Source organism: Bradyrhizobium sp. HKCCYLRH2015 (assembly GCF_051168215.1).
Lineage (GTDB): Bacteria > Pseudomonadota > Alphaproteobacteria > Rhizobiales > Xanthobacteraceae > Bradyrhizobium.
This window is the reverse complement of sequence record NZ_JBNPUO010000002.1, coordinates 181,601-206,567: the sequence shown is the minus strand read 5'-3', so window position 1 is coordinate 206,567 and position 24,967 is coordinate 181,601. Positions and strand designations below refer to the sequence as shown.

Here is a 24,967-nt window from a genome sequence, read left to right as displayed (position 1 = left end):
AGAGCGACCGATCGCCGCAAATGGCTCAGGCGGTATTGCCTGCATCGACCGTCAGCACGGTGCCGGTGACATTGCGCCCGCCATCGCCGAGCAGGAATTCAACCATCGCCGCCACGTCATCCGTTTCCGGCAGCCGCCGCAACGCGCTGCGGCCGGCGATGCGCCGCTGCTGCTCCTCGTCCATGCTCTGCGTCAGCTCGGTGGCGATGAAGCCCGGTGCGATCGCATTCACGGTGATGCCGACCTTGCCGACCTCGCGCGCCAGCGAGCGCGTGAAGCCGTTGGCCGCCGCCTTGGTCGCGCCGTAGACGGACAGGCCGTTGTAGCCGGTGGAGGCGATGATCGAGGAGATGTTGATCACCCGCCCCTCGCCCGCGGCCATCATGTGGCGAACGACATATTTCGTCAGGATCATCGGCGCCAGAACGTTCAGCCGCACCAGGGCCTCGATCTCCGAATTGTGCATGGTCGCCAGCAGCCCTTCGGTGCCGAGACCGGCATTGTTGACGAGACCGTAGAGCGGACCATACTCGTCGCGCACCGACTTCACGAAGGCCGGTAGCTCGTCAACGATGCTGAGGTCGCAGGCGCGGAAATGAATGCCGGCGCTGCTGGCGCTGAACTCGGCCATCGCGTCGCGCAGTTCCTCGCTCTCCCGGCGGGCCACCGCGATGACGTCATAGCCCGCTCCTGCGAGCCTGCGCGCAATGGCGAGCCCGATGCCACGGCTGCCGCCGGTGACGAGAACATTATGCATCGGCGCGCGCCAGCTTGCCGGCCGGTGTGACGTCGAGCGCCGGCACGACGCGGATCATCGCCGGCACCTTGTGGGCCGCGAGACGCGCGCGGCACGCGGCGAAAATCTCATTGCGAACCGTCTCACTCCGCGCCGGATCGGCATCCGCCGTCAGCACGACCTCGGCGACGACGATGCCGCCGGTGATCGGGCTGCGCCGCGACTTGGCGCGCGACATCCGCACCTCGGGATGGCCATTGATCACGGCCTCGATTTCTTCCGGATGGACCTTGAGCCCGCCGACATTGATGATGCCGTTGCGGCGCCCGACGAAGTAGTAGCGATCGCCGCGCAGCTCGACCATGTCACCGGTATCGACATAACCATCCGTATCGGTCAGGGCGGCCGCAGCGCGTCCGACATAGGCGTGCGCGGCGCGCTTGGAGCGAATGCGCAGCGAGCCGTCGGCGACCTTCATGTCGACGGCCCCGCGGCCTTCGCCAAGCAGCGTCGCAGGAAAGCCCTCCAGCCCATCATTGACGGCGAAGCCGACGCCGGCCTCGGTCGAGGCGTAGGCATGACCGATCGAAGCGTGGGGGAATGCCAGCTTCAATCCATCGAGCACGGCCTGGTCGGCGATCTCGCCGGAGAGACGCACATAGCGCGGCGCGAAGCCTTCCACTGCCCCACTCATCAGCAGCTTGCGCCAATGCGACGGCGTTCCGGACATGTGCGTAACGCCGCGTGCGTTGAGACGCGCGACGTAGTCCGATAGTCCCTCGCCCGGATCCGACAATACCATGGAGCCGCCGCCGACGATGGCGCGCAGGAAGATCTGCAGGCCGCCATAGCGGCGGATGTCGTAGAACGTCGCCCACACCGGCATGGCTTCGCCAGGTACCGGACGGTCGCCGACGATCGCGCCGCACAGACCGTCCAGCGTATGCCCGACAATCTTTGGCACGCCCGATGTACCCGATGTCAGCATCAGCCATTCGGTGGCGCGCACCGTCTGCACGACCGCGGCAGAAGGCTGCGGCAGGGCGACCTCGATCACGAGATCGACGCCGCAGGCGTCGAAACGCTGGACCTCATCGGTCACGATGGCGTCGATGTCCGCATCGGCAATGATGCTGGCGAGATGCTCGCCCTTGAGATCCGGCGGACACAACAGGAGACGTCGTGCGACGCCATCGATCTCGATCAGCGCAAGGCCGGCGAGGAGCTGGCCGGAGGTCGCCAGCAGCACCGAACGTCCGTTGAGCTCTTCGGTGCGGCTGCCGAGGCAGCTCCCGCGCGAGAGCTCGGCGAGCGATATGACGTGACGCGGATCGGAGATCGTCCGTTCGGTCAGCGCGGTCCCGAGATGGTCGCGAAGGGCGAAGATCTCACGCGGGGACATTCTCATAGGCCCCGATGAAGTCGCCTATCGTGTTGGGGAACGTCACATCCTCGGACAGGGTGAACGGATCGACGCCGAGATCGTCCTCGAGACGGGCGACCAGGATGGCGAAAGCGAGCGAGTCGAAGCCGGTCTCATGCAACGTCAGCTCGTCGGTCAGCGGCGGCAGCTTGACCTTCTGTTCTTCCGCAATCTGCTTGATCGCTGCAATGATTCTTAACCGTACCGACATGGGCCAATCCGCTCACTGTTCAAACGATGAAACCGACCATAGGGCCAGAAGGTGAAGGAACCCGGACTGGCCCGCGATGTTTCGGGACCGTTGGTAAATGCCCATCATGGCCTATGATTAAAATCACCTACAAACGAACCTCGCCGGCGAGGATCCGCGCATGCAGATCGCGATCGAGCGGGTAATATGCACCTGTCCCGGCGTCTCGCACGTAGAGCGGCTCGTGCACGACCGACGGATCGAAGCCGTCGCGCATCAGCTCCTGCTTCTTCTGCTTGAATGTTTCGGTCGACTGCAGCGACGACGTGATGCGGAGCGCCACCGGCCGCGCGTAGGACGGCAACCTTCGGGCAAGTTCGACGGAGAGACGATCGAGATCGAAGCTGTCGCCGACGACGAGCGCGGCCATCCCGGCGCGCCCATCGGTCCCCGGCACGACAACACCATAGGTCGATGCTTCCAACACGCCGGGACATTGCAGGATCGCCTCGTTCACCTCGCTGGTCGCGACGTTCTCGCCCTTCCAGCGGAAGGTGTCGCCGAGACGATCGACGAAATAGAAGAAGCCCTGGTCGTCCTGGCGCATCAGGTCACCGGTGCGGAACCAGGCATCGCCCTTCTCGAAGACGTCGCGCAGGATCTTCTTCTCCGTCTCGCCCGTATCGGTATAGCCTTCGAAGCGACCGCCTCCCTTGTCCGCCGTACCGATGCGGCCAATGGCCTCGCCGATCTCGCCGCGCGTGCAGACGAGGCACCGTCCGTCAGCTCCGCGCAGGGGTGCGCGCTGGTCGGCGTCCAGCTTGATGATTTCGGCGGGAAAGCGATGCGCGAGCAGCGACGGCACGCGCCCGATCGATCCCACCCTGCCCTCGACATTGTAGAGCGAGAAGTTGCCTTCGGTCGCGGCATAGAATTCCAGCACCTGAGGAATGCGGAAACGCGCCTGGAACGCCTCCCAGACGTCACCGCGCATGCCGTTGCCGCAGGCGAGCCGCAGCCGATGGGCGCGGTCGAAATCGGACGGCGCGTCGGCCAGCAGATAGCGGCAGAGCTCGCCGATATATTGCAGCAGCGTGCAATCGTGACGGACGATGTCGCGCCAGAAATTGCGCGCCGAGAATTTCTCGGCGAGCACCGCGGCTCCCCCGGCGCGCAGCATGCTGCAGGGCGCGACGATGCCGCCGACGGAATGATAGACCGGCAGACAGTCATAGAGGCGATCGTCGGGACCTGCGCCGGTGAGGCCGGCAAACCATCCGCCCCAGTTCATGATGCGGCGATGGCTGATGCTGGCGGCCTTGGGCAGGCCCGTCGTGCCGGAGGTGTAGATCAGCAGCGCGCGGTCGTTGATCGTCACAGCGCGGCGCTCGGTTGGGTCGAGCGCGTGCGTATCCATCGCGGCGATCGCGACGTCGAGATCGCCGCCGTCGGCAAACCAGACACGCGGCCCGCCCGCGATCAACTGCGCAACCTCCGTATAGGCTTCGTGGAAGTCCTTGGAGACGATCACATGGATTGGCCGGGCCACATTGATGCAATGCGCGAGCGACGGTCCGATGAGATTGGCGTTGATGAGCGCAACAAGACCGCCGACGCGGCTGATCCCGAGCCAGGCGGCCAAGTAGTCGGGCCGGCTCGGCATCATCAAGGCGACCGTGTGGCCAGGCCCGATGCCGTTGGCCAACGCCCAGCGGGCGTATCGGCTGATGCGCGCAGACAGGGCGGAATAGCTCAGCGTCTCGCGATCGGAGATCAGCGCCGGCCGTTCGGGCTGCTTCGCAGCCCAGTCGTCCACCACGTCGGCGAACAGCCGCGTGGGCTCTGCCTCGATGCGCGAGGTCAGCTCGATCGCTCTCAACCAGATCTTCGCCGCCGACGGGCTCCGAGAGGCCGTGCTGAGTTCCACAGATCGATCCAACGGCCCGGAGTTCATGAACGCCCTCACCCCAATTCGGCGTGCTTATAGGCGGTGTGGCCTCACCAGCCGTTAATCGGGAGGGTTAACCGGCCGAGAGTGCGTGGCTGTTGATGCGAATGCGATCCTTTACGAAGTTCTCGGAAATGCCGGTTAGCGTACCGCTCCCAGAACATGCCAACGCGAAGGCCGGCATGCCCAAGGACACGATGACACGACGCGCATTGCTGCGCTGCGCCGCCTGGAGCAGTGTTGCAGCCATGACTTCGACCACGGCGTTCGCCGGAGTTGATGCGCCCTATCCGGCTCAGCCGGTCACCTGGGTCATTCCGTTTGCCCCGGGTGGAGCCACCGGCCGGCTGTCGCTCCTGATCTGCGACCGGCTGACCCGCCGCCTGGGCCAGCCCTTCGTGCTCGATCACCGGCCGGGTGCGGGCGGCGCGACCGCCACCAAGAGCGTCGCGAGCGCCGCGCCGGACGGCTATACGATTCTTGCGACCTCGACCGCCAACGTCATCACCGCCTCGACCGACGACTCGCCCGGCGCCGACGGCGATCTCATCCCGGTCGCCGGCATGGCGCGCATGCCGCTGCTGCTGCTGGTCAGCCGGCAGCTGCCTGTCAAGACGCTGCCCGAATTCCTGGCCTATGCCAAGGCCAACCCGGGCAAGCTCAGCGTCGGCTCCGCCGGTCCCGGCACCGTCCAGCTGCTGTCGGCCGAGCTGTTCCGGACACTCGGCGGCCTCACGTGGTCGACTGTGCACTATCGTGGCTCGGGTCCGGCCCTGACCGACCTCGCCTCCGGCCACATCCACGCGATGTTCGACAACGCCGCTTCCGCCGTCGACCTTTTGCGCAGCGGCAAGGTCCGGGCGCTGGCCGTCACGACGCGCGAGCACGCCGCCGCCTTCCCCGATCTGCCGCCGGTCGCCGACGTGCTGCCGGCGTTCGAAACCTCCGGCTTCTATGGTGTCGCCGTGCCGCACGGCACGCCGAAAGCCATCGTCGAGCTGCTCAACCGCGAGATCAACGCCGCGCTGGCCGATCCCGACATCAGCAGGCAGTTCGCCGAGGTCGGCGCCACGCCGCTCATCGGCGACGTCGGCGTCTACACCGCGACCTACCGCGCCGAGATCATGCACTGGCGCAAGCTGGTGCCGCAGGTGAGCGCGAAGAACTGACCTCCGCGCCCGGCGACCCGCCTGCCTCAGGCCCCCGCGACGCCCTTCAGCACCAGCCGGTTGAGACGGGCCGCGAAGGCGGCCGGATCCTCCGGCAGTTCGCCGTCGAGTATCTGCGCCTGCTCGAGCAGCAGGAACGACAGGTCGTCGACCCTGGCCTTGTCGGCGGCGGCCTTGGCGACCGCCACGACCAGCGGATGGCGCAGATTGATCTCGAGGATCGGCTTGGTGCGCGCGCCGCGCGCCTGCTGCGACAGGATGCGCTCCAGCTCGCGATCGGGACCATGGCTGCCGGCCACCAGGCACGACGCGCTGGTGGTGAGCCGCGTCGACACCTTGACGTCGGTGACGTGCTCGCCGAGGCTCGCCTTGATCAGCGCGATCGTGTTGGCCTCGTCGGCCGCCGGCTGCGCCTCATCCTCAGACTTCGGCTCCGTCACCGGGATCGGGTCGAAATCGATGTCGCCCTGGCTCAGCGACTTCAGCGGCTTGCCGTCGAACTCCAGCCGCGCCGAGGTCCAGAACGCATCGACCGGATCGGTGAGCAGCAGCACCTCGACGCCACGCGCCTTGGCGGCCTCGAGCCGCGGATTGGACTTCAGCCGCTCGATGCTGTCGCCGACCAGGAAATAGATCTCGGTCTGGTTCTCCTTGAGACCCTCGACATACTGCTTCAGCGAGCGCCGCTCGCCCGATGTCGTGGTGAAGCGCGACAGCGCCAGCAGCTTGTCGCGACGCTCGAAATCCTCGTACAGGCCTTCCTTGATCACGGCGCCGAACGAATCCCAGATCTTGTCGAAGTTCTCGGCGTCCTTGTCGGCAAGCTGCTCCAGCTCGCTGATCACCCGCGTCGTCACGGCTTTTCGGATCTGCGCCAGCTGCGGATTGTTCTGCAGCATCTCGCGCGACAGATTGAGCGGCAGATCCTCACTGTCGATCACGCCGCGGATGAAGCGCAGGTACGCCGGCATCAGGTCGGCGTCGTCGGTGATGAAGACGCGGCGGACATAGAGTTTGACCTTGCCCTTGCGCGCCGGCTCGAACAGGTCGAACGGCTTGGTCGAGGGCGCGAACAGCAGCACGGCATAGGAATAGCGGCCCTCGGCGCGGTAGTGCAGCGTCATCGCCGGCTCGTCGAACGCATGCGCGATCGACTTGTAGGCCTTGCTGTAGTCCTCCGGCGTCAGCTCGGATTTGGAGCGCTGCCACAGCGCGCTGGCGGAGTTGATCTGGCGCGGCTCGCCCTCCTCCTGCACCAGCATGATCGGGAACTGGATGTTGTCGGAATAGGCGGTGACGATGCGCTCGATCTCATAGGTTTCGAGATATTTCTTCGCGTCGTCCTTGAGGTGCAGCACGATCTCGGTGCCGCGCGCAACCCGCTTGGCATCCTCCTCTGACGCGGGCGCCACCTCGAAGCCCGCCCCGCCCGACGAGGTCCAGGTCCAGACCTCGCCGCCGCCGGCGCGGCGGCTGATCACCTGGATGCGGTCGGCGACCATGAAGGCCGAATAGAAGCCGACGCCGAACTGGCCGATCAGGCCGGTGCCGTCCTTGGCCTCGGCCAGCTTCTGCACGAACGCCTTGGTGCCGGAGCGGGCGATGGTGCCGAGATGGTCGATCAGCTCCTGGCGCTCCATGCCGATGCCGCTGTCGGCAATGGTCAGCGTATCAGCGGCCTTGTTCGGGATGATGCGGATCTGCGGCGGCTCGCCGTCGCCGATCAGATCGGGTCTGGCGATCGCCTCGTAACGCAGCTTGTCACAGGCGTCCGAGGCGTTCGAAATCAGCTCGCGCAGGAAAATGTCGGTCTCGGAGTAGACCGAATGCACCATCAGATGGAGCAGCTCGGAGACTTCGGCCTGGAAGGAATGGCTAACGGTGGCGGTGTCGGTCATCGTCGTACGTTGGCCCATGCTATCAGGGGTGGAGAGAGACCGTCGATATAGCGCGGCGGCGGCACCGATCAAGCCTTTCGGCCAGGGGGATCGTCGACCGATCGTTCGGCGGCCGCGAGCAGCTTGTCGATGACCGTGTCGAGGGTCGCGATCTCGGCGGCCGAAAGCACGCTCAGCAGATCGGCCTCGCGCGCCAGCGCATGGGGCACGATCCTGCGGTACAGCCCTCTGCCGGCAGCCGTCAACGCCACGATCCGCTCGCGGCCGTCCGCGGGATCGCGGCTCCGGCTGACGATGCCGCGGGCCTCCAGGCTCTGCATGGCGCGGCTGACATTCATCTTGTCGAGAGTCGTCAGCCGGCCGATCTCCTTGGTCGGCAGCCGCGGCTGCTCGCCGAGCGCCGCCAGGATCCGCCATTCCTGGCGCGACAGCGCGAAGCGGTCGGCATAGACCTTCGCCACCGCCAGCGACACCTGCTCGGCGAGCCGGGCAAGCCGGTAGGGAAAATAGCGCTGCAGCCGAAGCTCGGGCTCGGCGGCCCCCTCTCCATTTGTCCGGCCGCGGGTCTCGTTGGCCACCTTCGTCATCGCATCCCCTGCCTTCGTCCGTTCCAGGCGCTCGTCCCGGCGACCTCGATCAGATCCACATCGGGTTGATCTGGATCAAAGCCACACAATCGTATCATTCGTTACTATCCTGCCAACAATGATCATGGGAGGACCATCGTGCAGATCGAGAAGATTCATCACGTCGCCTATCGCTGCGTCGACGCCAAGGCCACCGTCGAGTTCTATAAGAAGGTCCTCAACATGGACCTGCTGGGCGCGATCGCCGAGGACAAGGTGCCCTCGACCAAGGCGCCAGATCCCTACATGCACATCTTCCTCGATGCCGGGAACGGCAACATCCTCGCCTTCTTCGAGCTGCCGAACTCGCCGCCGATGGGGCGCGATCCGAACACGCCGGAATGGACCCAGCACATCGCCTTCCAGGTGAAGGACATGGAGGAGCTCGAGGAAGCCAAGGCCCGCGCCGAGGCCGCCGGTCTCGACGTCGTCGGCATCACCGACCACACCATCTTCAAGTCGATCTATTTCCATGATCCGAGCGGCCACCGGCTGGAGATCGCGGCCTGGACCGCGACGCCGGAGCAGATCACGCGGATGAAGTCGGTCGCCCACGCCATGGTCGACGAATGGGCCACGACCAGGAAGCCGCCGCGGCACACCGCCTGGATGCACGAGAAGGAATTCGCCGGCAGCGACTGAGCGATTGCTCGTTCCGACAGTCCCGACCGCAACGCGCCAGGCGAGGCAGCCATGAGCAACTATGTCTATCCGCGATTTCCCTATGTCTGCTCGGCGGAGCAGCGCAGCGGCGAGACCCGCCGCCATCCGATCGTCGTGATCGGCGCCGGGCCGATCGGCCTCACCGCGGCGCTCGATGTCGCCGCCCGCGGCCAGCCGGTGGTCGTGCTCGACGACAACGACACCGTCAGCATCGGCTCCCGCGCGGTGTGCTACGCCAAGCGCCCGCTGGAGATCTGGGACCGGCTCGGCTGCGCCGCGCCGATGGTCGAGAAAGGCGTGAGCTGGAACATCGGCAAGGTGTTCTTCCGCGACCAGCTCTCCTATCAGTTCGACCTGCTGCCCGAGCCCGACCATCGCTGGCCGGCGATGATCAACCTGCAGCAATACTATCTGGAGGAGATCCTGGTCGACGCCTGCAGCAGGAGCCCGCTGGTCGATCTGCGCTGGAAGCATCGCCTCGTCAGCCTGAAGCAGAGCGAGGATTGCGCGCAGCTCGCGGTGGAGACGCCCGACGGCATCTTCACCATGGAGGCGCAATGGGTGATCGCCTGCGACGGCGCCAATTCCGACACCCGCCGGATGGTTGGCGCCGAGTTCACCGGCCAGTTCTTCCAGGACCGCTTCCTGATCGCCGACGTCAGGATGAAGGCGGACTTCCCCACCGAGCGCTGGTTCTGGTTCGACCCGCCGTTCCATCCGGGACAGTCGGTGCTGCTGCATCGCCAATCGGACAACATCTGGCGCATCGACTTCCAGCTCGGCTGGGACGCCAATCCGGACGAGGAGAAGAAGCCCGAGCGCGTGATCCCGCGCATCCGGGCGATGCTCGGCGAGACCGCCGAGTTCGAGCTCGAATGGGTGTCGATCTATCAGTTCGCCTGCCGAAGGATCGACAATTTCCGCCGGGGACGCGTGCTGTTCGCCGGCGACGCAGCGCACCAGGTGTCGCCTTTCGGCGCCCGCGGCGCCAACACCGGCGTGCAGGACATCGACAACCTCGCCTGGAAGCTGGCAATGGTGCTGCGCGGCGAGGCGCCGGAGAGCCTGATCGACAGCTATCACGAGGAACGCGCTTACGCGGCCGACGACAACATCCTGAACTCGACGCGGGCGACCGACTTCATCACGCCGAAGACACAAGCGAGCCGCACCTTCCGCGACGCCGTGCTCGACCTCGCGCAGCACCACAGCTTTGCGCGGCCGCTGGTCAACAGCGGCCGGCTGTCGACGCCGACGCCCTATGCCGCATCGTCCCTGAACACGCCTGACGGCGGCAGCGTACCCGGCGCGATGACGCCAGGTATCAATGCCGCGGACGCGCCGGTGATGGTCGCGGGCGAGCCCGGCTGGTTCCTGAACTGCCTCGGCTCGGGCTTCACGGTTGTCACCTTCGACAACGCCGTCACCGCCGAGCAGCTCAGCATCGACGGCATCACGGCGCGGGTGCTCGTCGTCGGCCGCGACCTCGCCGATCCCAAGGGCCTGCTCGCGGCGCGATACGGCGCCTCGCCCGGCACGACCTATCTGTTCCGCCCCGATCAATATGTCACCGCCCGCTGGCCGCAGTTCGACGGGGACGCGATCACGGATGCGGTCCGGCGCGCCTGCGGCAGGCGCCCCGCGGCCCAGCAGGAGCTTGCAGCATGAGCCTCACCCTCACCCCGAACATTCGCGATCCCGACGACTTCTATGCCGAGCTGATCGGTGGCCAGCGCGACCTCAGCGAGGACGAGGCCCTGCGCATGAACGCCAGGCTCTTGCTGCTGCTCGCCAACCATATCGGTGACCGCGCGATCCTGAGCGAGGCGATCCGGCTGGCAAGGTCGCCCGCCGGCTGACCGCATCAATTCTTGTTCGACTTTCGGCGCGGTTTTGATCCCGATCAAAGCCGCGCGTGCGCGCTCTCTGGCAGGAAAAGAGACCCGCAGGCGGCTCACTCGCCGGCACAGGGTTGGCGTGTTCTCGCTCATAACGCCTCCCGATCCGCTCCCGGCCGGTTTCATTGTGACAACATCATAATGTCACGCCACCTTCACTGAGGCCCTCTACGTCTTCGCCTCGTTCCACAACGGCACGGGGATTCGCATGTCGCGCTACTACAAGACGCTGCAGACGCAGCGCTTCGACGACTATCGCTACTATCATCAGAGCCGGATCAATCAGACGCTGCACCTGATCAGCGCCGTGATCTTCCTCGTGTGCTATGCGCTGCTGTTCAAGGATCCGGCGATGGCCGGCCTGGTCGGCTGGCTCGCGATGCTGACGCGGCAGACCGGGCACTTCTTCTTCGAACCGAACGGCTATGACCACGTCAACGGCGTCAGCAATGACTACAAGGAGGCGGTCAAGGTCGGCTACAATCAGACCCGCAAGATCGTGCTGCTGACGGTGTGGGGCCTGGTGCCGGTGGCGCTGTTCGCGTTTCCGACGCTGTTCGGCCTGTTCGCCGAGCCGGCCGGCCGGATGGACTTCGTCCGCCACGTCGGCCTGCTCTGGCTCGCGGTCGGCATCGGCGGCGGTCTGTTTCGCGTCATCCAGCTGTTTGCGACGCAGGATGTCCCGACCGGCCTGATCTGGGCCTTCAAGGTGCTGACCGACCCGTTCCACAACATCGCGCTGTACTGGAAGTCGCCGCTGGCGCTGCTGCGTGGCGAGTTGATCGATCCGACCATCAAGGACGCCTCGCATTGGGGCGCCGCCGAGGACGAGGCCGAAGAAGCCGCGCATCTCACCTGATCGCGAGTTCCCGCCGCGGGACCGTCCCGCGGCGGGCGTCGTCGGAGTGACGGGCTTCAACACCATGGAACGACTCTCCTGCTGCGCCGTTGCGGGCTTAGTGCTGGTGGCCTTCAGGAGCTTTCCATGTGTGACTACAGCCTCCATACTGTTGCTTCCCGTGACGCCAAGACTGCCGACGTGCTGGTCTCCTGTCGATTTCCCGGCACGGAGACCCGCGGCTTCTGCACCAAGGACGACCCGTTGACCGCGGTGTGCCTGCGTCCAGGCACCGAGCTCGCCTTCGAGGGCGACGTGCGCCTCAAGGGCTTCTTCTTCCGCCGCAAGGTCGGGGCGCATCTCGCCCGCTTCCGCCAGGTCGACACCAACAAGCCGACCGAACATCACGATGCGCTCGAATTCTCCAATGGCCGGATCGTCAAGGTCACCGACCTGGCGACCGGCCAGCGCGCCCGCGTGCTGCAGATGCCGGCCGACCCGGCCGCCCGGCGGACGGCCACGCCGCTCACGATCGAGCTGCGGGCGACGCAGCTCTGAAGACGTCGACATGGCCGGCGTCAGCGCCGAGGCGGCGCTGACATCGGGCATGACCGGCTGAAGACAATGCGCGTCGTCGAAGGCTGCGCGCCCGCCCCCTGATGTCATCCTGAACATGTGATCTTGCATGCGTGCTCGCGATCCCGCGGCACGATCGGTGCCCGGGTGATGCGGCCGTCAGCCCTCTCGACGAGAGGGCGCGGGGAAGGCCGGGTGCTGACCGCGGCCCATGGCCCGCCTGCAACAAGAAAGCAGGCGGCAGTCACCACAGGTCGGGCCTGACAACCGGCCTCCCCCGCGCGATCGGTTTTGACGGTGTCCTTCGTGCTCTCCCTGGGGATCGGCTTTCTTGCCCCCATCGTCCGCCCGAGCCGTCACAGCATCGAAAGCGGACTTGACCTCAGCGTCGAGAGGCCAGGACCACACGACTTCGCCGTCCGTCACGACTGCGCTCGTCTGGCGCCGCCGTCACGTCCATCGCAGCCCACCTCCACGTTCGTGACGACGCGTACGTCCCTCTGCACGAGGCGGGATGGAGGGACATAAACATGATTTCTGAAAAATAGCAAGAGGAATTTCGCGAAATCCGCAGAGCGATCGGTCTGCGGCGGTGCGCTCCCCTTCCCCTTGCGGGGAGGGGAGAGGAGAGAGCGGTAGTGTCGGCGGAAAACGCTGGCGCGCTGCAACGCGGAACGCTGGGGTCAATCAATCCGGCAGATTCGTAAATTTCGGACGCCAGACGCCCAGGATCACGTTCACGGTGGCGACGCCGAGCATGACCCAGATGGCGCCCTGCTCGGTGCCGAAGTTGGGCGCAAGCGTCGCCGGGTCGATCTGGCCGGCGACGGCGCGGGCGGCCTCCTCGGCCGCCTCCTGCATCGGACCCTGCACGGCGGCAAAACCCCATTCGAAGACCAGGATGCCGGAGGCCAGCTTGGCAAGCGCCCAGCCGGCGCTGTGCAGCGCGCGGTTGATCGCGATCGCGAGCAGTCCGGCGATCAGAGTCAGGCCGAGCGAGGGAAAGAACACGTAGCGCACGATGGCGCCCATCGCCGCGCGCATCTCGGCATAATGCGACAGCGACACCGACGGCTGCGGGATCAGGCCGAGCAGCACGACGAGGCAGGCCATCGCGCCCATCATGCCGATCGCGCCCATCGTGTGCAGGAACTTCATCAACCGTCGCATGGCATTCCCCCGGCGTCGTGAAGATGAGATCTCGTCCGGCAGGGATCGCTGCCCTGCCAGGTCAAGCCACGCTGCATGCGCGGGCTGCCGTCACCCGTCACCCATACGATCAAGACCGGCCATCGGATCACGCATCGGGACGAGCGCCTGTCTCTACCAGTGCCGCGTACCCGGCCCGCCCTTGAACGGTCCGACGACGCGGGAGGTGATCCAGCCGCCGTAGAAATCGCCCTCCTGCGCGGCAACGCGCTCGTCGCCGACGAAGCAGGCCTCGACCCGAGAGGCATAGAACGCAAGATGGCCCGCGATCGGCGCGAACGGCGCTGTCGGCTGCTCGTAGCTCCAGGCCGCCTGCTCGGACACGCGGCCGCCGACCTCCAGCGTCCAGTAGCCGGCGACGCCCTTGAACTCGCAGAACGACCCGCCGGGCGCGCGCCGCAGCCACTGCATCGCGACATCCTGCGATGGGATGTAGTAGACGGGCGGATGGCTGGTCTCGAGCACGCGATAGCCGTCCTGCGTGTCGGCGATGGTGACGCCCGCGAATGCGACGCGCAGCCGCGCCATGCAGCGCTCCAGCCGCGGCGGCCGCGGATAGTCCCACACCGATTCCTGTCCCGGCCCCGGCACGATGCGCTGCATGTCCCTTCTCCGTGGTGGCGCCGCCGACCGCGCGCAGCGCACGACCAAGCACCAGGCAACGACCAAGCGGAGACAAAGGATCACCCGGGACTGATGGGGACGGCGGCCGTCGCCCCAGCCTCAGGACGGCGAGGCTGCCGGCGGAGCGGGTTCAGGCTCGCGCACCGCGGCCTTGCCGTTGCCCTGCCCGATGCGGAACAGTTGGATGTAGCTGCCGAGATAGAGCGGCGAGAGGCCGGCGACCGGCTGCTCCGGGACCGGCGGGTCGAGCAGCAGGACAGCATCGAAGTTCGAGCGCCAGCCGGCCAGATAGCGCGCGAGCGGCAACACGTCGGCGGGCGGCGTGTCCGGCTGCAGCCAGCGCCACGCGGCGGGCTCGGCCAGCGGCTGCGCGAGACGCGCGAAAGAGGGACGCACCGTGACGGGCTGCTGGTTCGGATGGGCGAACATCAGCGGCCAGAACGCCCGCCGCTCGATCACGAGCAGCGCCGCCATATGGGAATCGACATAACGGAAGCCGGGCAGGATGCGCTCGCGCCGGCTGGAGACGGGCTGCTCGTGGCCATGCGCGGCGATGACGCGCGCGCCGGGCTGCACATGCGCGATCGCCGCGCGCAGTTCGGCGAGGTCGACCCGGTGATCGATCCAGGCCGATGCGATATCCGCGGTCCGAACCAGCATCAGCCCTGCGAGGACGATGCCGACGAGCGCCGCCTTCCTGCCGGACACGACCGGATGCAGGCCGGCGAACAGCAGCAGGCCGCCCATCGCGGCAAAGCGCATGTCGATCAGCGTTCCTCCCAGCGCCGTCCAGGGCGCCGCGACGAAGGCCGTGAACAGCGCCGCCAGCGCCAGCGGAATGCCCGGCGCGATGACGAGCTGGCGCCGGACGAGAACCAGCACCGACATCACCACGACGGTCGTGATGATCGTCAGCTCGGCGCTGGTGGTCAGGAACGGCGTCATGATGCGCCACAGCTTCGGCGGTCCGTCCCAGTCGCCGAGTTGCAACCCTCCCTCGCCCAGCGGACAGAGCCCATAGAGCAGCACGGCCGGGCTGAGCGTGAGTCCGAGCGCACAGGCCGCGACCGTCAGCTCCCGCGTCAGGACCGCCGACCGGCGCAGCCGCCACAGCCGATCGGCCTCTCCGGCGCCGATCAGGACCGCGAAGAACAGCAAGCCGAAGATGTGGCAGAGGAAGGCAGCCGACGCAGTGATGGCCCCCCAGGCGATCGCCGGCAGCCAGCCGCCCCGACGGCGCAGCGCCACCCAGCCGGCGGCGCCGCCGAGGGCAAGACCGAGCGAGAGCTGGAAATTCATGAAGCCGAGCAGGAAGACGCCGTCATAGGCGACGATGCCGGCCGCCAGCGGCCATAAGGACAGCCGGCCGAACTCCGCGCGGTGATAGGCGATGACCCCGAGGAGCGGCGCGAACAGGCTGAGCGCGAGCAGGATGCGGCCGCCGACATGAACGTCGGTGATGCGCAGCAGCGCGACGCCGATCACGTCCATGCCGAGATTGGGCAGGATGCGCCAGTTCGGCGCGTACATCTGCGACAGCACGGGATCGTCGGGATGCGCCAGCACGAACAGCCGCGCGAGGTGGTTCGGATAGTCGAGCACCGGCGGGACATCGACCAACAGAAACGGTACCGCGAGCACGATGGCGAGCACCAGCGCCAGCAGGATCCAGCGCCAGGGCAGCTCGCCGGCGCTGGAGGCGGACACGGGAGGATGGGGGACTGATCGGAAGTCTGAATGCACGAGGAGGCTGGCCGGCGCGATGGCGCCAGTCGCCGGCGAGCACGATGGCAAATGCATTGAGGTACCCCATTCCGCCCGGGATACTTCGATACCATCCGACCAAAGACTGCAAGACGCCCTAAAACAACCTTCTGGTTGTGCCTAACGCCCCGTTACTTTACGGGGATCCGGCGAAGCCGGCGGCTCAAGCGATCGCCTGAAGATAGCGCTGCACCGAGCGATCGAACGCCGCCTTCGCATCGTCGGCGATGTTCTTCTGCCACCAGGCGCCGTAGATGCGATCGAAGGCGAACGGCGCGACCGCATCGGCGATGCGGCGCACGGCGGCCGCGCCGAGCGGGATGTAGTTTGGATAGGAGTACATGAAGCTGACATGGCGGCGATCCATCGCCACCATCGCGATGTCGCCGGTCAACAGCGCGCCCTTGCCACCGGCGCCGTTGCGCCAGTGCAGGATGGTGGCGCCGGCGAAATGCCCGCCGGTCCGCAGCAGCACGACGTCATCCGAGATGGCGAGGCGATCACCGGTCCAGGGCACGATCGCGGGATGCGGCCGGGTGACGAAGGCGCGGTCGTCGCCATGCAGATAGATGGGCGCGTCGCCGAACGCCGCGCTCCAATCAGCGACCGCGCCATAATAGTGCGGATGCGACACCGCGATGGCCTTGAGGCCGCCGCGCGAGCGGACGTGGGCGATGGCCGCATCGGTCGCCAGCGGAATGCAGTCCCACATCACGCAGCCGTCCGGCCCGGGAACGAGCAGTGCGCGCTGGCCGATCGCAAAGCCGGGGTCAAGAGCAAGGCCGGTCAGGCCGTCGTCGTCGCGCCAGACGACCTGATGCCGTTCGGCGAGATCGTCGCGGCTGAGGAAGCTCTGTCCCTTCCAGTTCACATATTGCCGCTCGTCCTCGCAGACGACGCAATGGCCGGGCGGTGCTGGCGTATCGGGAAACTGCGCGCCGCATTGAAAGCAGGTCCAGAGAGGCATGGATCACCGGTCGTCCGGGTTGGGAATGCCAAGGATAGCATGCGGGCCATCTCGGAACACCGTCGCGCGCGGCTTCGTGATTGCCTAGTGTCGCCGGACCGCACCAGAGGAGTTCTCGACATGCCGACCCGGCTGCGCCGCGCCTACGTTCACCGCCTGCCGATGCGGAGCCCGGACGATGTCGGCGCGCTCGAGGCCGGAATCGCGCAAGGGGCGATCGATCCCGCAGGGATCGTCGCCATTCTCGGCAAGACCGAGGGCAATGGCTGCGTCAACGACTTCACCCGCGCCTTCGCCGTGCGCTCGCTGGAGGCGCTGCTCGGCCGATATCTCGCGGCGGACGCCGTGCAGCAGATCGCGATGGTGATGTCCGGCGGCACCGAGGGCGCATTGTCGCCGCACATGATCGTGTTCGAGGCACGCGACGGCGGCGATGCCGCGAAGCCGCGCGATGTGCCGACGTCGCTGGCGCTGGGCCGCGCACGCACGCCGGTGCTGGCGGGCGAGCATCTCGGCCGCATGCCGCAGGTCGAGCTCGTGGCCGCCGGCGTGCGTGCGGCGATGGCCGATGCCGGCATCGACGATCCCGCCGACGTTCACTACGTACAGGTGAAATGCCCGCTGCTGACGATGGAGCGGATCGAGGCGGTCGAGGCCCGGGGACAGCGCACCGCCGTGCGCGATACGCTGAAGTCGATGGGCTTTTCGCGCGGCGCCTCGGCGCTCGGGGTCGCCGTCGCGCTCGGCGAGCTCGCCGCCGGCGATCTGTCCGATGCGACGATCTGCGCCGATGTCTCGCGCTACAGCGGACGCGCGGCCACCTCGGGCGGCGTCGAGCTGCTCGACCACGAGATCATGGTGGCCGGCATGTCGGCCAAGTGGAGCGGGCCGCTCGCGATCGATCATGCCGTCATGGGCGATGCCATCGACATCGAGCCGGCGCGGCAGGCGCTCGCCCGGCTCGGCCTGAACGTGACGGGCCAGGTGCCGGCGGCCGACCGCAGCCGCATCGCCGCGGTGCTCGCCAAGGCGGAGGCGGCGCAGAGCGGCCGGCTGCGCGGCCAGCGGCATACCATGCTGGACGACAGCGACGTCTCCTCCACCCGCCATGCCCGCGCCTTCGTCGGCGGCGCGCTGGCCGGGCTGTTCGGCTTCACCGACCTGTTCGTCTCGGGCGGCGCCGAGCACCAGGGCCCCGACGGCGGCGGGCCGGTCGCGGTGATCGTCGCGCGCGGCTAGACCGGCGGTATCGAGATCCGGCAGGCGCCGCTCCCGCGGTTTGCGGAGACCTCGCGGGAGTTTGGGCGCGACCGGTAACGAATAACCAACCGACCCTTACCTGCGACTGATTATCACATGCATTAGGTACGATCATCCCAGGCGGGCCACCAGCGCAACCCGTTTTGGTCGAATTTCGAGGACTTGTTGAGAGGCGTTCGCAACAGGAGTGATCCTGATGGCGAATCCACGAACAAGATTTGTCCTTGAGTAGCCATTGGGGTGGTTGAGTATGGGTCGAGCCGTCTTTCCAGCAAGCTTGCGCGGGGGCACCGCGCTTCGAGGCGATCCCTCCGCTGATGTATCGGGGGTCAAGGTGTCGGCGGTCGCGGGGCTGATCGCCGTCGCCTCGTTCTCCGGCGCCGAGGCGCAGCAGGCGCCCCTGCCCTCCGTGACCGTCGAAGCGCCGGCCGCGCGCGCCAAGCCGGCGCCGTCGCGGCCGTCGGCCGACCAGGTCCGCGCCCGCAGCGCGCTGCGCCGCGCGGCCCGCCAGCCGCAGCAGCCGCCGGCTCAGACCGGACCGCAGACGCCGCCCGACGCCAACCCTTACGCGGACGCGGCCGCGCCCTACAAGGTCGACCGCGTCGCTTCCGGCAAGTTCACCGAGAAGCTGGTGAACACGCCGAAGACCATCACCGTGATGAGCAAGGAGGTGCTGGAGGACAAGCACGTCACCACGCTGAAGGAGGTCGGCCGCTCGACCGCGGGCGTCACGCTCGGCTCGGGCGAAGGCGGCAACGCGTTCGGCGACCGCTTCTTCATCCGCGGCTTCGATGCCCGCAACGACATCTTCATCGACGGCATCCGCGATCCCGCCGTGTCGGTGCGCGAGAACTTCTTCACCGAGCAGGTCGAGATCCTGCGCGGTCCCGCCTCGGCCTATGCCGGCCGCGGCACCGCGGGAGGTGCCATCAACATCATCACCAAGCAGGCCGGCGACCGCAATTTCACCAACGCGGAGTCGACCCTCGGCACCGACCAGACCAAGCGCGTGACGCTCGACGTCAACCAGACGATCTCGCCGACCTTCTCGGTGCGCACCGGCGGCCTGTTCCAGGACGCCAATGTCGCGGGACGCGACCACGTCACCGACGACCGCTGGGGCGGCTTCATCTCAACCAAGTGGACTCCGACGGACTCGCTGAAGGTCACGACCAACTACGTCCACACCGACCTCTCCGGCTATCCGGACTTCGGCGTGCCGTTCTACAAGCAGGGCAACATTCCGGCGACCTCGGCCGGCATCCCGCGCAACAATTGGTACGGCTTCCTCAACCGCGACTTCCAGGCGGCGCGGCAGGATTTCGGCACGCTGGCCGGCGAGCTCAAGCTCAGCGACAGCGTCACCTTCACGAGCAAGCTGCGCGGCGAGCATTCCGAGCTGAACTACATCGGCACCCTGCCGAATGCGAGCGTGGCGGGAACGGCCAGCCCCGATCCGACCAAATGGTTCTTCAATGCCAGCGCGCAGAGCCGCTATCAGACCGTCGACAACTGGGCCAACCAGAACGACCTCACGTTCAAATACGACACCGGCCCGGTCAAGCACACCACCGTGGTCGGCACGGAGTTCTCCAAGGAGAACATCTCGATCGACCGCTACGCCGGGCTGACCTCGGAGGCGTTCGGCTCGCAGGGCACCACCGGCGGGGGCTTGCAGAACCAGAACATGTTCAGCCCCGCCTACACCAACCTGCCGTTCACGACCGTGCCGTTCCTGACCGGCAACCCGACTCGCTACGATGTCGACAGCAAGAGCGCCTATGTGATCGACACCGCGAACTGGCGCGACACCATCATCCTCACCGGCGGCCTGCGCTATGACGGCTATGCGATGCGCTCGTCGAACAACACCGCCTCGGCGACCGTCGATTCCGACCTGATCAACTACAATCTCGGCCTCGTCTACAAGCCGCTGCCGATCGGCAGCCTCTATGCCGCCTATGCGACCTCCGCCAATCCGTTCGGCTCCGAGCTCGACGGCACCGCGACCGACTACGGCGGCATTCCGCCGAACAGCACCATCATCCTCGGGCCGGAGCGCAACAAGGGCGCCGAGATCGGCACCAAATGGGAGCTGGTCGACCGCCATCTGCTGGTGACCGGCGCGCTGTTCCAGACGGTGAAGGAGAACGCCCGCGAGACCGTCAACGGGCTTTTGACCTCCGGCGCCGCCTACCGCATCCAGGGCATCGACATCGAGGCGGAAGGCAAGCTCACCGACCGCTGGAGCATCTTCGGCGGCCTCGTGCTGATGCAGTCCAAGGTGACGCAGAGCGGCGTCGCGTCCAATACCGGACTGCAGCTCGCCAACATCGCGCACCAGTCGCTGAGCGTGCTGACCAAGTACAAGTTCGACGACGGCTGGGAGATCGGCGGCCAGGCCGTCTACCGCTCGAAAGTGTTCGGCGGCACGTTCGCGGCCAACACCGGTAACGAGCTGCCGAGCTACTGGCGGTTCGATGCCTTCGTGGAGAAGCAGATCGACAAGAACTGGAGCATGAAGGTCTATGCCCAGAACCTCACCAACCAGCTCTATTACGACACCTTCTACCGCAGCAACGTGCCGTTCACCCAGGTCGCTCCCGGCCGTGCGTTCTACCTGATCACGACGGCGAAGTTCTAAGGCCGCGCGCGTCCCGGTCGGGAAACAGATTCGCCAGATTCCCGCCGCATCTCGCGATGCGGCGGGAAGCAGCTCGAACCGAAGATCGCCGAAGTGATCATCAAGCGCACGATTTACCTCGCGGGACGGGGTGAAGGCCGGCCAATTCTCCCATCAGCAATTGAATGACGGAGATCAGCTCAACCAGGAGGTTTCAAGTGTTGCCGTGACGCGACACTTTGCGAACAACTCTCATTTTCAGAAATGGATGGAAACTTTTCGCATTCCGGCCACCGGCGGAACCAGCTTTGGACCGCTTTCCCCCGCTTCTTGACTTGCATTCGCAACAGGCACGCGCCGGTTGCGGGCGTTCAAACGAACCCAAGTCAGAGTTTTGCGTAACGAACGGGGTGGTCGAGTATGGGTAAGGCAATCTTTCCAAGGAGCTTGCGAGGGGCAAGCGGGCACGAGTGGGAGCCATCTCCCGAGATTTCCGGTGTGAAAGTCTCGGCAGTCGCGAGCCTGATCGCGGTTGCCTCGTTCTCCAGTGCCGAAGCCCAGCAGGCGCCGCTGCCGTCCGTCAACGTCGAAGCCCCGGTCGCGCGTCCCAAGCCGGCCGCCTCGCGCCCGACCGCGGACCAGGTCCGCGCCCGCGACGCGATGCGCCGCGCCGCCCGCCAGCAACAACAGCAGCAGGCCGCGGCGCCGAAGAGCAATCTGCCGCCCGACCGCAACCCCTATTCCAGCCCCGCCTCCGACTACAAGGGCGAGCGGCTGCAGGCCTCCGGCAAGTTTCCGGAGAAGCTGCTCAACACGCCGAAGACGGTGACGGTGCTGAGCAAGGAGATCCTGGCCGACAAGAACTCCACCAGCCTCAAATCCGCCGTGCTTTCCACCGCCGGCGTGACGCTCGGCACCGGCGAAGGCGGCAACGCGTTCGGCGACCGCTTCTTCATCCGCGGCTTCGACGCCCGCAACGACGTCTTCATCGACGGCGTGCGTGACGCCGGCGTCTCCGTGCGCGAGAACTTCTTCACCGAGCAGGTCGAGATCCTGCGCGGCCCGAACTCCTCGTTCGCCGGCCGCGGCACCACCGGCGGCGCCATCAACATCGTGACCAAGCAGGCCACGACCGAGAACAGCTTCTACAACATGGACACCACGCTCGGCACCGACCGCACCAAGCGCGTGGTGATCGACGTCAACCAGAAGATCACGCCGACCTTCGCCGCGCGCGTCGGCGGCCTGTTCCAGGATGCCGGCGTCGCAGGCCGCGACTACGTCACCGACAACCGCAACGGCGGCTTCATCGCCACCAAGTGGACGCCGCTCGACACCGTGACGCTGTCCGCCAACTACATCCACAACGAGGTGACGGGACGTCCGGACTTCGGCGTACCGTATTATCGGCCGAGCACGCTCACCGCCGGCGCGCCGTTCCCCGAGGTCGGCGCTCCGCGCAACGCCTGGTACGGCTTCGTCAACCGCGACTTCTCGCGCGTCGGACAGGACATCGGCACGCTCAATGCCGAGGTGAAGGTCACCCCTGACCTGACGATCTCCGACAAGTTCCGGGTATCGCGCTCGACCCTGAACTATATCGGCACTCTGCCGGAAGGCCCGACGCTCACCAATCCTCTCTCGAACTCGGTGATCCGGGCCAATCCGCAGAGCCGCTTCCAGCAGACCGACGTGCTCGCCAACCAGCTCGAGGCGACCTACAAGTTCGACACCGGCAACTTCAGGCATACCGTGCTCGCCGGCCTCGAGGTCTCGCAGGAAAAGGCGCTCATCAACAGCTACACCGGCCTGACCTCCGAGCAGCAAGGCCTCGCGTTCGCCGGCAGCGGTTCGCTGTCGGGCGTGAGCGTGTTCAACCCGCAGTTCACCAACCTGCCGTTCGGCATTCCGTCGCTGGGACAATTCCCGACGAACGTGAAGATCGACTCGGCGAGCGTCTACGCCCTGGACAGCGTCAACTACCGCGATCTCGTCATCCTCAACGGCGGCGTGCGCTATGACAAATACGACGTTCGGGTCGATGGCTTCGGGACGGTCAACGGCGTCGCCAACACGCCGGGCTCGACCGCGGCCTCCAGCGGCATGCCGAACTTCAACGTCGGCATGACGTTGAAGCCGGTGCCCTACGCCAGCTTCTATGCGGCCTATGCCACGTCGTCGAACCCGGTCGGCGCCGAGTTCGACGGTCTCAGCCCGCAATATGGCGGCCTGTCGGCGGTGACCAATGGCGGCGCCAACCAGATCTTCGGGCCGGAGAAGAACACCTCGATCGAGATCGGCACCAAATGGGAGCTGCTCGACGGCCGCCTGCTGGTCACGGGCGCCTTGTTCCAGACCGAGAAGGAGAATGCCCGCGAGTCGCGCAACATCACCAGCGCCGCGCAGGCCACCGCGGACTGCCCGTATCCGGCAGGCACCGTCGGCTCCGTGCCGTGTCTCTCGGCCGGTGCCGCCTACCGCATCCGCGGCATCGATCTGCAGGCGGGCGGCAAGCTGACTGACAAATGGAGCATCTTCGGCGGCATCGTGCTGATGCAGTCGGAGGTCACGAAGTCGAACATCCCGCCGGCCAACACCGCGCTGTTCACCAGCAATGTCGGCCTGCAGCTCGCCAACACCGCGCACCAGTCGTTCAGCCTGCTGACGAAGTACCAGATCAACGACACCTGGGAGATCGGCGGCCAGGCAGTGTACCGCTCGAAGATCTTCGGCGGTACTTGGCTCGCTGCGAACCAGGGCACGGAGCTGCCGAGCTACTGGCGCTTCGATGCGTTCGCGGAGGCCAAGATCGACAAGAACTGGACGGCGAAGCTGTTTGTTGCCAACATCTTCGACAAGCTCTACTACGACGCTCTCTATCAGAGTGCCACGCCGTTCGTGCTCGTCGGCCCGGGACGAAGCGCATCGATCGTCCTGTCAGGACGGTTCTGATCGCTCACCCAAGCCGGGGCCTACATCAAGTGATGAGTTCATGCTGATCTGTGTCCCCGGAATTCTGAGCAAAGACGATGTGGCGGATTTCCGCCGCATCATGGACTCCAGCGACTGGGAGGACGGCCGCTCGACGGCCGGCGCCCAGTCGGCCATGGTCAAGCGCAACGAGCAGTTGCCGCCCGACAGCGAGGTGGCGCGCAAGCTCGGCCACCGCATCATCTCGGCGATGACCGCCAATCCGCGCTTTCTCGCCGCCGCGATCCCGCAGCAGATCTTTCCGCCGCTGTTCAACCGCTACAGCGCGCAGTCGGGCCACCATTTCGGCATCCACGTCGACAACGCGGTGCGCGGCGACAAGCTCACCGGCCTGCGCATTCGCACCGACCTCTCGGTCACGCTGTTCCTCTCCGAGCCGGAGGACTACGACGGCGGCGAGCTGGTGATCGAGGATCTGTACGGCTCGCACGAGGTGAAGCTGCCCGCCGGCGACCTCGTGCTGTACCCCGCCTCGAGCCTGCACATGGTCACGCCAGTGACGCGCGGCGTCCGCGTCGCCTCGTTCTTCTGGCTGCAGAGCATGATCCGCGATCCCCTCGCGCGCAGCATGATCTTCGATCTCGATACGACGATCCAGGGTTTGTCGCAGCGGATGGGGCGCGACGATCCGGAAATGGTGCGGCTGACCGGCCTTTATCACAACCTGATCCGCTACTGGGCGGAGAACTGAACTTCCGTCCCCAATCGCGCCGATCACGTTGAGTTCGATCGCCTTTGAGCCGGGTTGCACGAGATGCAGCCCGGCTCATTCGTTTGGATGGCGACCGCTCGCTGCAGCACTGTTCTCGGCGCGCTCGCGATGGACCGCCATCCGAGCTCACATTCGGCAGCTATGCCGGAGAGATTGTGCGTTTCGCGAACTACCGCCATTCCCTTGCGGCCGACATCGACGTTGATCACGACGAAACGAGAGTCGCGCGGCGCACGCTATCTTTCGAACCGTGCCGATCTCAGCAGCACTATGATTCGGTCCCGAGGCCTTCTGGCTTGTCGGACGGCATCACAGATGCACGCACAAGTGCTCTCACCGGCCGAACGGGCCCATCACGCCCGCACCGACTAATTAGAATTGATGGAAGACCGAACGGCGGCATTTGCGTGACAGGCAGCCGCATTGGCGACGCTGCGCAAGGCGCATCCGCCTCACAGCAGGACTTTCAGGGAGTTAAGACGCGATGCACGCCATCGCGGGCTGTTACGCAGGTCGCACGATTCGATTTTTCGTTTGGCATCGCACCCACGGCGGCAACTGCCGGCGTCGATGTTCCCGCTTTGAGTCAACGCGGCGTCTCAAAACAGCCGGGTTAGGACTGGAAACATTACGGAGCGGTTAACTACCAAGGGGTGTTCAGCAACATGTTCAGGATCGTTCTTCAAGTAGGAGCGGTGATCGCAGCGGTTTCGGCCGGCGCCATGGCGCATGCCGAGCAGCCGGCCACATCGCCGAGACCTGGCCAGGCTGCAACAGCGCCGCAGACCACAGCATCAAATCCAGCGAATGCGACCGGAGCAAAGGCCGTTCAGACTGCGACGACAGCCGCCG

Annotated in this window: 20 protein-coding genes; 10 read left to right on the top strand and 10 right to left on the bottom strand. The window is 66.3% G+C overall.

Features of this window, described 5'->3' with window-relative positions; translation table 11 throughout:
• Positions 1 to 25 precede the first annotated feature (25 nt).
• The 4 genes from ACQR1H_RS05015 to ACQR1H_RS05000 form a co-directional block, all read right to left on the bottom strand.
• Positions 26 to 757: an SDR family NAD(P)-dependent oxidoreductase gene (locus ACQR1H_RS05015; RefSeq protein ID WP_434873558.1), complete on the bottom strand. Its 732-nt coding sequence runs from the start codon at positions 755 to 757 to the stop codon at positions 26 to 28.
• Complete coding sequence (locus ACQR1H_RS05010) at positions 750 to 2,138, bottom strand: class I adenylate-forming enzyme family protein (protein WP_434873559.1); 1,389 nt, start codon at positions 2,136 to 2,138, stop codon at positions 750 to 752. The genes ACQR1H_RS05015 and ACQR1H_RS05010 overlap by 8 nt, the downstream gene beginning before the upstream one ends.
• Positions 2,125 to 2,370, bottom strand: coding sequence for an acyl carrier protein (locus tag ACQR1H_RS05005; RefSeq protein ID WP_315802699.1), 246 nt, complete (start codon positions 2,368 to 2,370; stop codon positions 2,125 to 2,127). Before ACQR1H_RS05005 ends, ACQR1H_RS05010 begins: the two co-directional genes overlap by 14 nt.
• Before the next feature lie 127 nt (positions 2,371 to 2,497).
• A complete protein-coding gene (locus ACQR1H_RS05000) occupies positions 2,498 to 4,303 on the bottom strand; it encodes a long-chain-acyl-CoA synthetase (RefSeq protein WP_434873560.1) in 1,806 nt (601 codons plus the stop codon).
• Between the two features lie 176 nt (positions 4,304 to 4,479).
• Between ACQR1H_RS05000 and ACQR1H_RS04995 the strand changes: the two genes are divergently transcribed.
• On the top strand, positions 4,480 to 5,466 hold the full coding sequence (locus ACQR1H_RS04995; RefSeq protein WP_434873561.1) for a Bug family tripartite tricarboxylate transporter substrate binding protein: 987 nt from the start codon (positions 4,480 to 4,482) through the stop codon (positions 5,464 to 5,466).
• Positions 5,467 to 5,492: 26 nt separating this feature from the next.
• On the opposite strand, the gene htpG is transcribed toward ACQR1H_RS04995, so the two are convergent.
• The gene (gene htpG / locus ACQR1H_RS04990; protein WP_434907239.1) at positions 5,493 to 7,364 is read right to left on the bottom strand and encodes a molecular chaperone HtpG; all 1,872 of its coding nucleotides are present in this window, start codon (positions 7,362 to 7,364) and stop codon (positions 5,493 to 5,495) included.
• Positions 7,365 to 7,432: 68 nt separating this feature from the next.
• Positions 7,433 to 7,951, bottom strand: a complete 519-nt coding sequence (locus ACQR1H_RS04985; protein ID WP_434907238.1) for a MarR family winged helix-turn-helix transcriptional regulator — start codon at positions 7,949 to 7,951, stop codon at positions 7,433 to 7,435.
• A gap of 138 nt (positions 7,952 to 8,089) precedes the next feature.
• Here ACQR1H_RS04985 and ACQR1H_RS04980 point away from each other — a divergent pair, with 138 nt between their 5' ends.
• The 5 genes from ACQR1H_RS04980 to ACQR1H_RS04960 all read left to right on the top strand — a co-directional run bounded on the left by ACQR1H_RS04980 (position 8,090) and on the right by ACQR1H_RS04960 (position 11,947).
• Positions 8,090 to 8,632 carry a VOC family protein gene (locus ACQR1H_RS04980; RefSeq protein WP_315802694.1) on the top strand — a complete coding sequence of 181 codons (543 nt, stop codon included), beginning with the start codon at positions 8,090 to 8,092 and terminating at the stop codon, positions 8,630 to 8,632.
• Positions 8,633 to 8,683: 51 nt separating this feature from the next.
• Entirely contained in the window at positions 8,684 to 10,321 is a 1,638-nt protein-coding gene (locus ACQR1H_RS04975; protein WP_434907237.1) for an FAD-dependent oxidoreductase, read from the top strand.
• The gene (locus ACQR1H_RS04970; protein ID WP_434907236.1) at positions 10,318 to 10,512 is read left to right on the top strand and encodes a DUF2783 domain-containing protein; all 195 of its coding nucleotides are present in this window, start codon (positions 10,318 to 10,320) and stop codon (positions 10,510 to 10,512) included. The genes ACQR1H_RS04975 and ACQR1H_RS04970 overlap by 4 nt, the downstream gene beginning before the upstream one ends.
• Before the next feature lie 247 nt (positions 10,513 to 10,759).
• A complete protein-coding gene (locus ACQR1H_RS04965) occupies positions 10,760 to 11,410 on the top strand; it encodes an Mpo1-like protein (RefSeq protein ID WP_315802691.1) in 651 nt (216 codons plus the stop codon).
• A 126-nt stretch (positions 11,411 to 11,536) separates the two neighbouring features.
• Entirely contained in the window at positions 11,537 to 11,947 is a 411-nt protein-coding gene (locus ACQR1H_RS04960) for a hypothetical protein (protein ID WP_434907235.1), read from the top strand.
• A 705-nt stretch (positions 11,948 to 12,652) separates the two neighbouring features.
• On the opposite strand, the gene ACQR1H_RS04955 is transcribed toward ACQR1H_RS04960, so the two are convergent.
• The 4 genes from ACQR1H_RS04955 to ACQR1H_RS04940 all read right to left on the bottom strand — a co-directional run bounded on the left by ACQR1H_RS04955 (position 12,653) and on the right by ACQR1H_RS04940 (position 16,529).
• A complete protein-coding gene (locus ACQR1H_RS04955) occupies positions 12,653 to 13,135 on the bottom strand; it encodes a hypothetical protein (RefSeq protein WP_316179681.1) in 483 nt (160 codons plus the stop codon).
• 153 nt (positions 13,136 to 13,288) lie between these two features.
• Entirely contained in the window at positions 13,289 to 13,777 is a 489-nt protein-coding gene (locus ACQR1H_RS04950; protein ID WP_316179682.1) for a DUF427 domain-containing protein, read from the bottom strand.
• Positions 13,778 to 13,897: 120 nt separating this feature from the next.
• Entirely contained in the window at positions 13,898 to 15,505 is a 1,608-nt protein-coding gene (locus ACQR1H_RS04945; RefSeq protein ID WP_434907234.1) for a hypothetical protein, read from the bottom strand.
• 220 nt (positions 15,506 to 15,725) lie between these two features.
• Positions 15,726 to 16,529: an MBL fold metallo-hydrolase gene (locus ACQR1H_RS04940; RefSeq protein ID WP_316236765.1), complete on the bottom strand. Its 804-nt coding sequence runs from the start codon at positions 16,527 to 16,529 to the stop codon at positions 15,726 to 15,728.
• Positions 16,530 to 16,649: 120 nt separating this feature from the next.
• Here ACQR1H_RS04940 and ACQR1H_RS04935 point away from each other — a divergent pair, with 120 nt between their 5' ends.
• The 4 genes from ACQR1H_RS04935 (at position 16,650) to ACQR1H_RS04920 (ending at position 24,094) form a co-directional block, all read left to right on the top strand.
• Complete coding sequence (locus ACQR1H_RS04935; protein WP_316236764.1) at positions 16,650 to 17,768, top strand: ring-opening amidohydrolase; 1,119 nt, start codon at positions 16,650 to 16,652, stop codon at positions 17,766 to 17,768.
• Between the two features lie 271 nt (positions 17,769 to 18,039).
• Complete coding sequence (locus ACQR1H_RS04930; RefSeq protein WP_316236763.1) at positions 18,040 to 20,433, top strand: TonB-dependent receptor; 2,394 nt, start codon at positions 18,040 to 18,042, stop codon at positions 20,431 to 20,433.
• Between the two features lie 399 nt (positions 20,434 to 20,832).
• Entirely contained in the window at positions 20,833 to 23,364 is a 2,532-nt protein-coding gene (locus ACQR1H_RS04925) for a TonB-dependent receptor (protein ID WP_316179690.1), read from the top strand.
• Positions 23,365 to 23,404: 40 nt separating this feature from the next.
• Entirely contained in the window at positions 23,405 to 24,094 is a 690-nt protein-coding gene (locus tag ACQR1H_RS04920; RefSeq protein WP_434839619.1) for a Fe2+-dependent dioxygenase, read from the top strand.
• Positions 24,095 to 24,967 lie beyond the last annotated feature (873 nt).

Excerpts from the sequence above, each read along its gene's own strand:
- ACQR1H_RS04975 (WP_434907237.1), top strand. The coding sequence starts at position 8,684 with ATGAGCAACTATGTCTATCCGCGATTTCCCTATGTCTGCTCGGCGGAG.
- ACQR1H_RS04925 (WP_316179690.1), top strand. The coding sequence starts at position 20,833 with ATGGGTAAGGCAATCTTTCCAAGGAGCTTGCGAGGGGCAAGCGGGCAC.
- ACQR1H_RS04955 (WP_316179681.1), bottom strand. The coding sequence starts at position 13,135 with ATGCGACGGTTGATGAAGTTCCTGCACACGATGGGCGCGATCGGCATG.
- ACQR1H_RS04935 (WP_316236764.1), top strand. The coding sequence starts at position 16,650 with ATGCCGACCCGGCTGCGCCGCGCCTACGTTCACCGCCTGCCGATGCGG.
- ACQR1H_RS04995 (WP_434873561.1), top strand. The coding sequence starts at position 4,480 with ATGCCCAAGGACACGATGACACGACGCGCATTGCTGCGCTGCGCCGCC.
- ACQR1H_RS05015 (WP_434873558.1), bottom strand. The coding sequence starts at position 757 with ATGCATAATGTTCTCGTCACCGGCGGCAGCCGTGGCATCGGGCTCGCC.
- ACQR1H_RS04920 (WP_434839619.1), top strand. The coding sequence starts at position 23,405 with ATGCTGATCTGTGTCCCCGGAATTCTGAGCAAAGACGATGTGGCGGAT.
- ACQR1H_RS05005 (WP_315802699.1), bottom strand. The coding sequence starts at position 2,370 with ATGTCGGTACGGTTAAGAATCATTGCAGCGATCAAGCAGATTGCGGAA.
- ACQR1H_RS04970 (WP_434907236.1), top strand. The coding sequence starts at position 10,318 with ATGAGCCTCACCCTCACCCCGAACATTCGCGATCCCGACGACTTCTAT.
- ACQR1H_RS04950 (WP_316179682.1), bottom strand. The coding sequence starts at position 13,777 with ATGCAGCGCATCGTGCCGGGGCCGGGACAGGAATCGGTGTGGGACTAT.
- ACQR1H_RS05000 (WP_434873560.1), bottom strand. The coding sequence starts at position 4,303 with ATGAACTCCGGGCCGTTGGATCGATCTGTGGAACTCAGCACGGCCTCT.
- ACQR1H_RS04960 (WP_434907235.1), top strand. The coding sequence starts at position 11,537 with ATGTGTGACTACAGCCTCCATACTGTTGCTTCCCGTGACGCCAAGACT.
- ACQR1H_RS05010 (WP_434873559.1), bottom strand. The coding sequence starts at position 2,138 with ATGTCCCCGCGTGAGATCTTCGCCCTTCGCGACCATCTCGGGACCGCG.
- ACQR1H_RS04985 (WP_434907238.1), bottom strand. The coding sequence starts at position 7,951 with ATGACGAAGGTGGCCAACGAGACCCGCGGCCGGACAAATGGAGAGGGG.
- ACQR1H_RS04930 (WP_316236763.1), top strand. The coding sequence starts at position 18,040 with ATGGGTCGAGCCGTCTTTCCAGCAAGCTTGCGCGGGGGCACCGCGCTT.
- ACQR1H_RS04965 (WP_315802691.1), top strand. The coding sequence starts at position 10,760 with ATGTCGCGCTACTACAAGACGCTGCAGACGCAGCGCTTCGACGACTAT.
- htpG (WP_434907239.1), bottom strand. The coding sequence starts at position 7,364 with ATGACCGACACCGCCACCGTTAGCCATTCCTTCCAGGCCGAAGTCTCC.
- ACQR1H_RS04940 (WP_316236765.1), bottom strand. The coding sequence starts at position 16,529 with ATGCCTCTCTGGACCTGCTTTCAATGCGGCGCGCAGTTTCCCGATACG.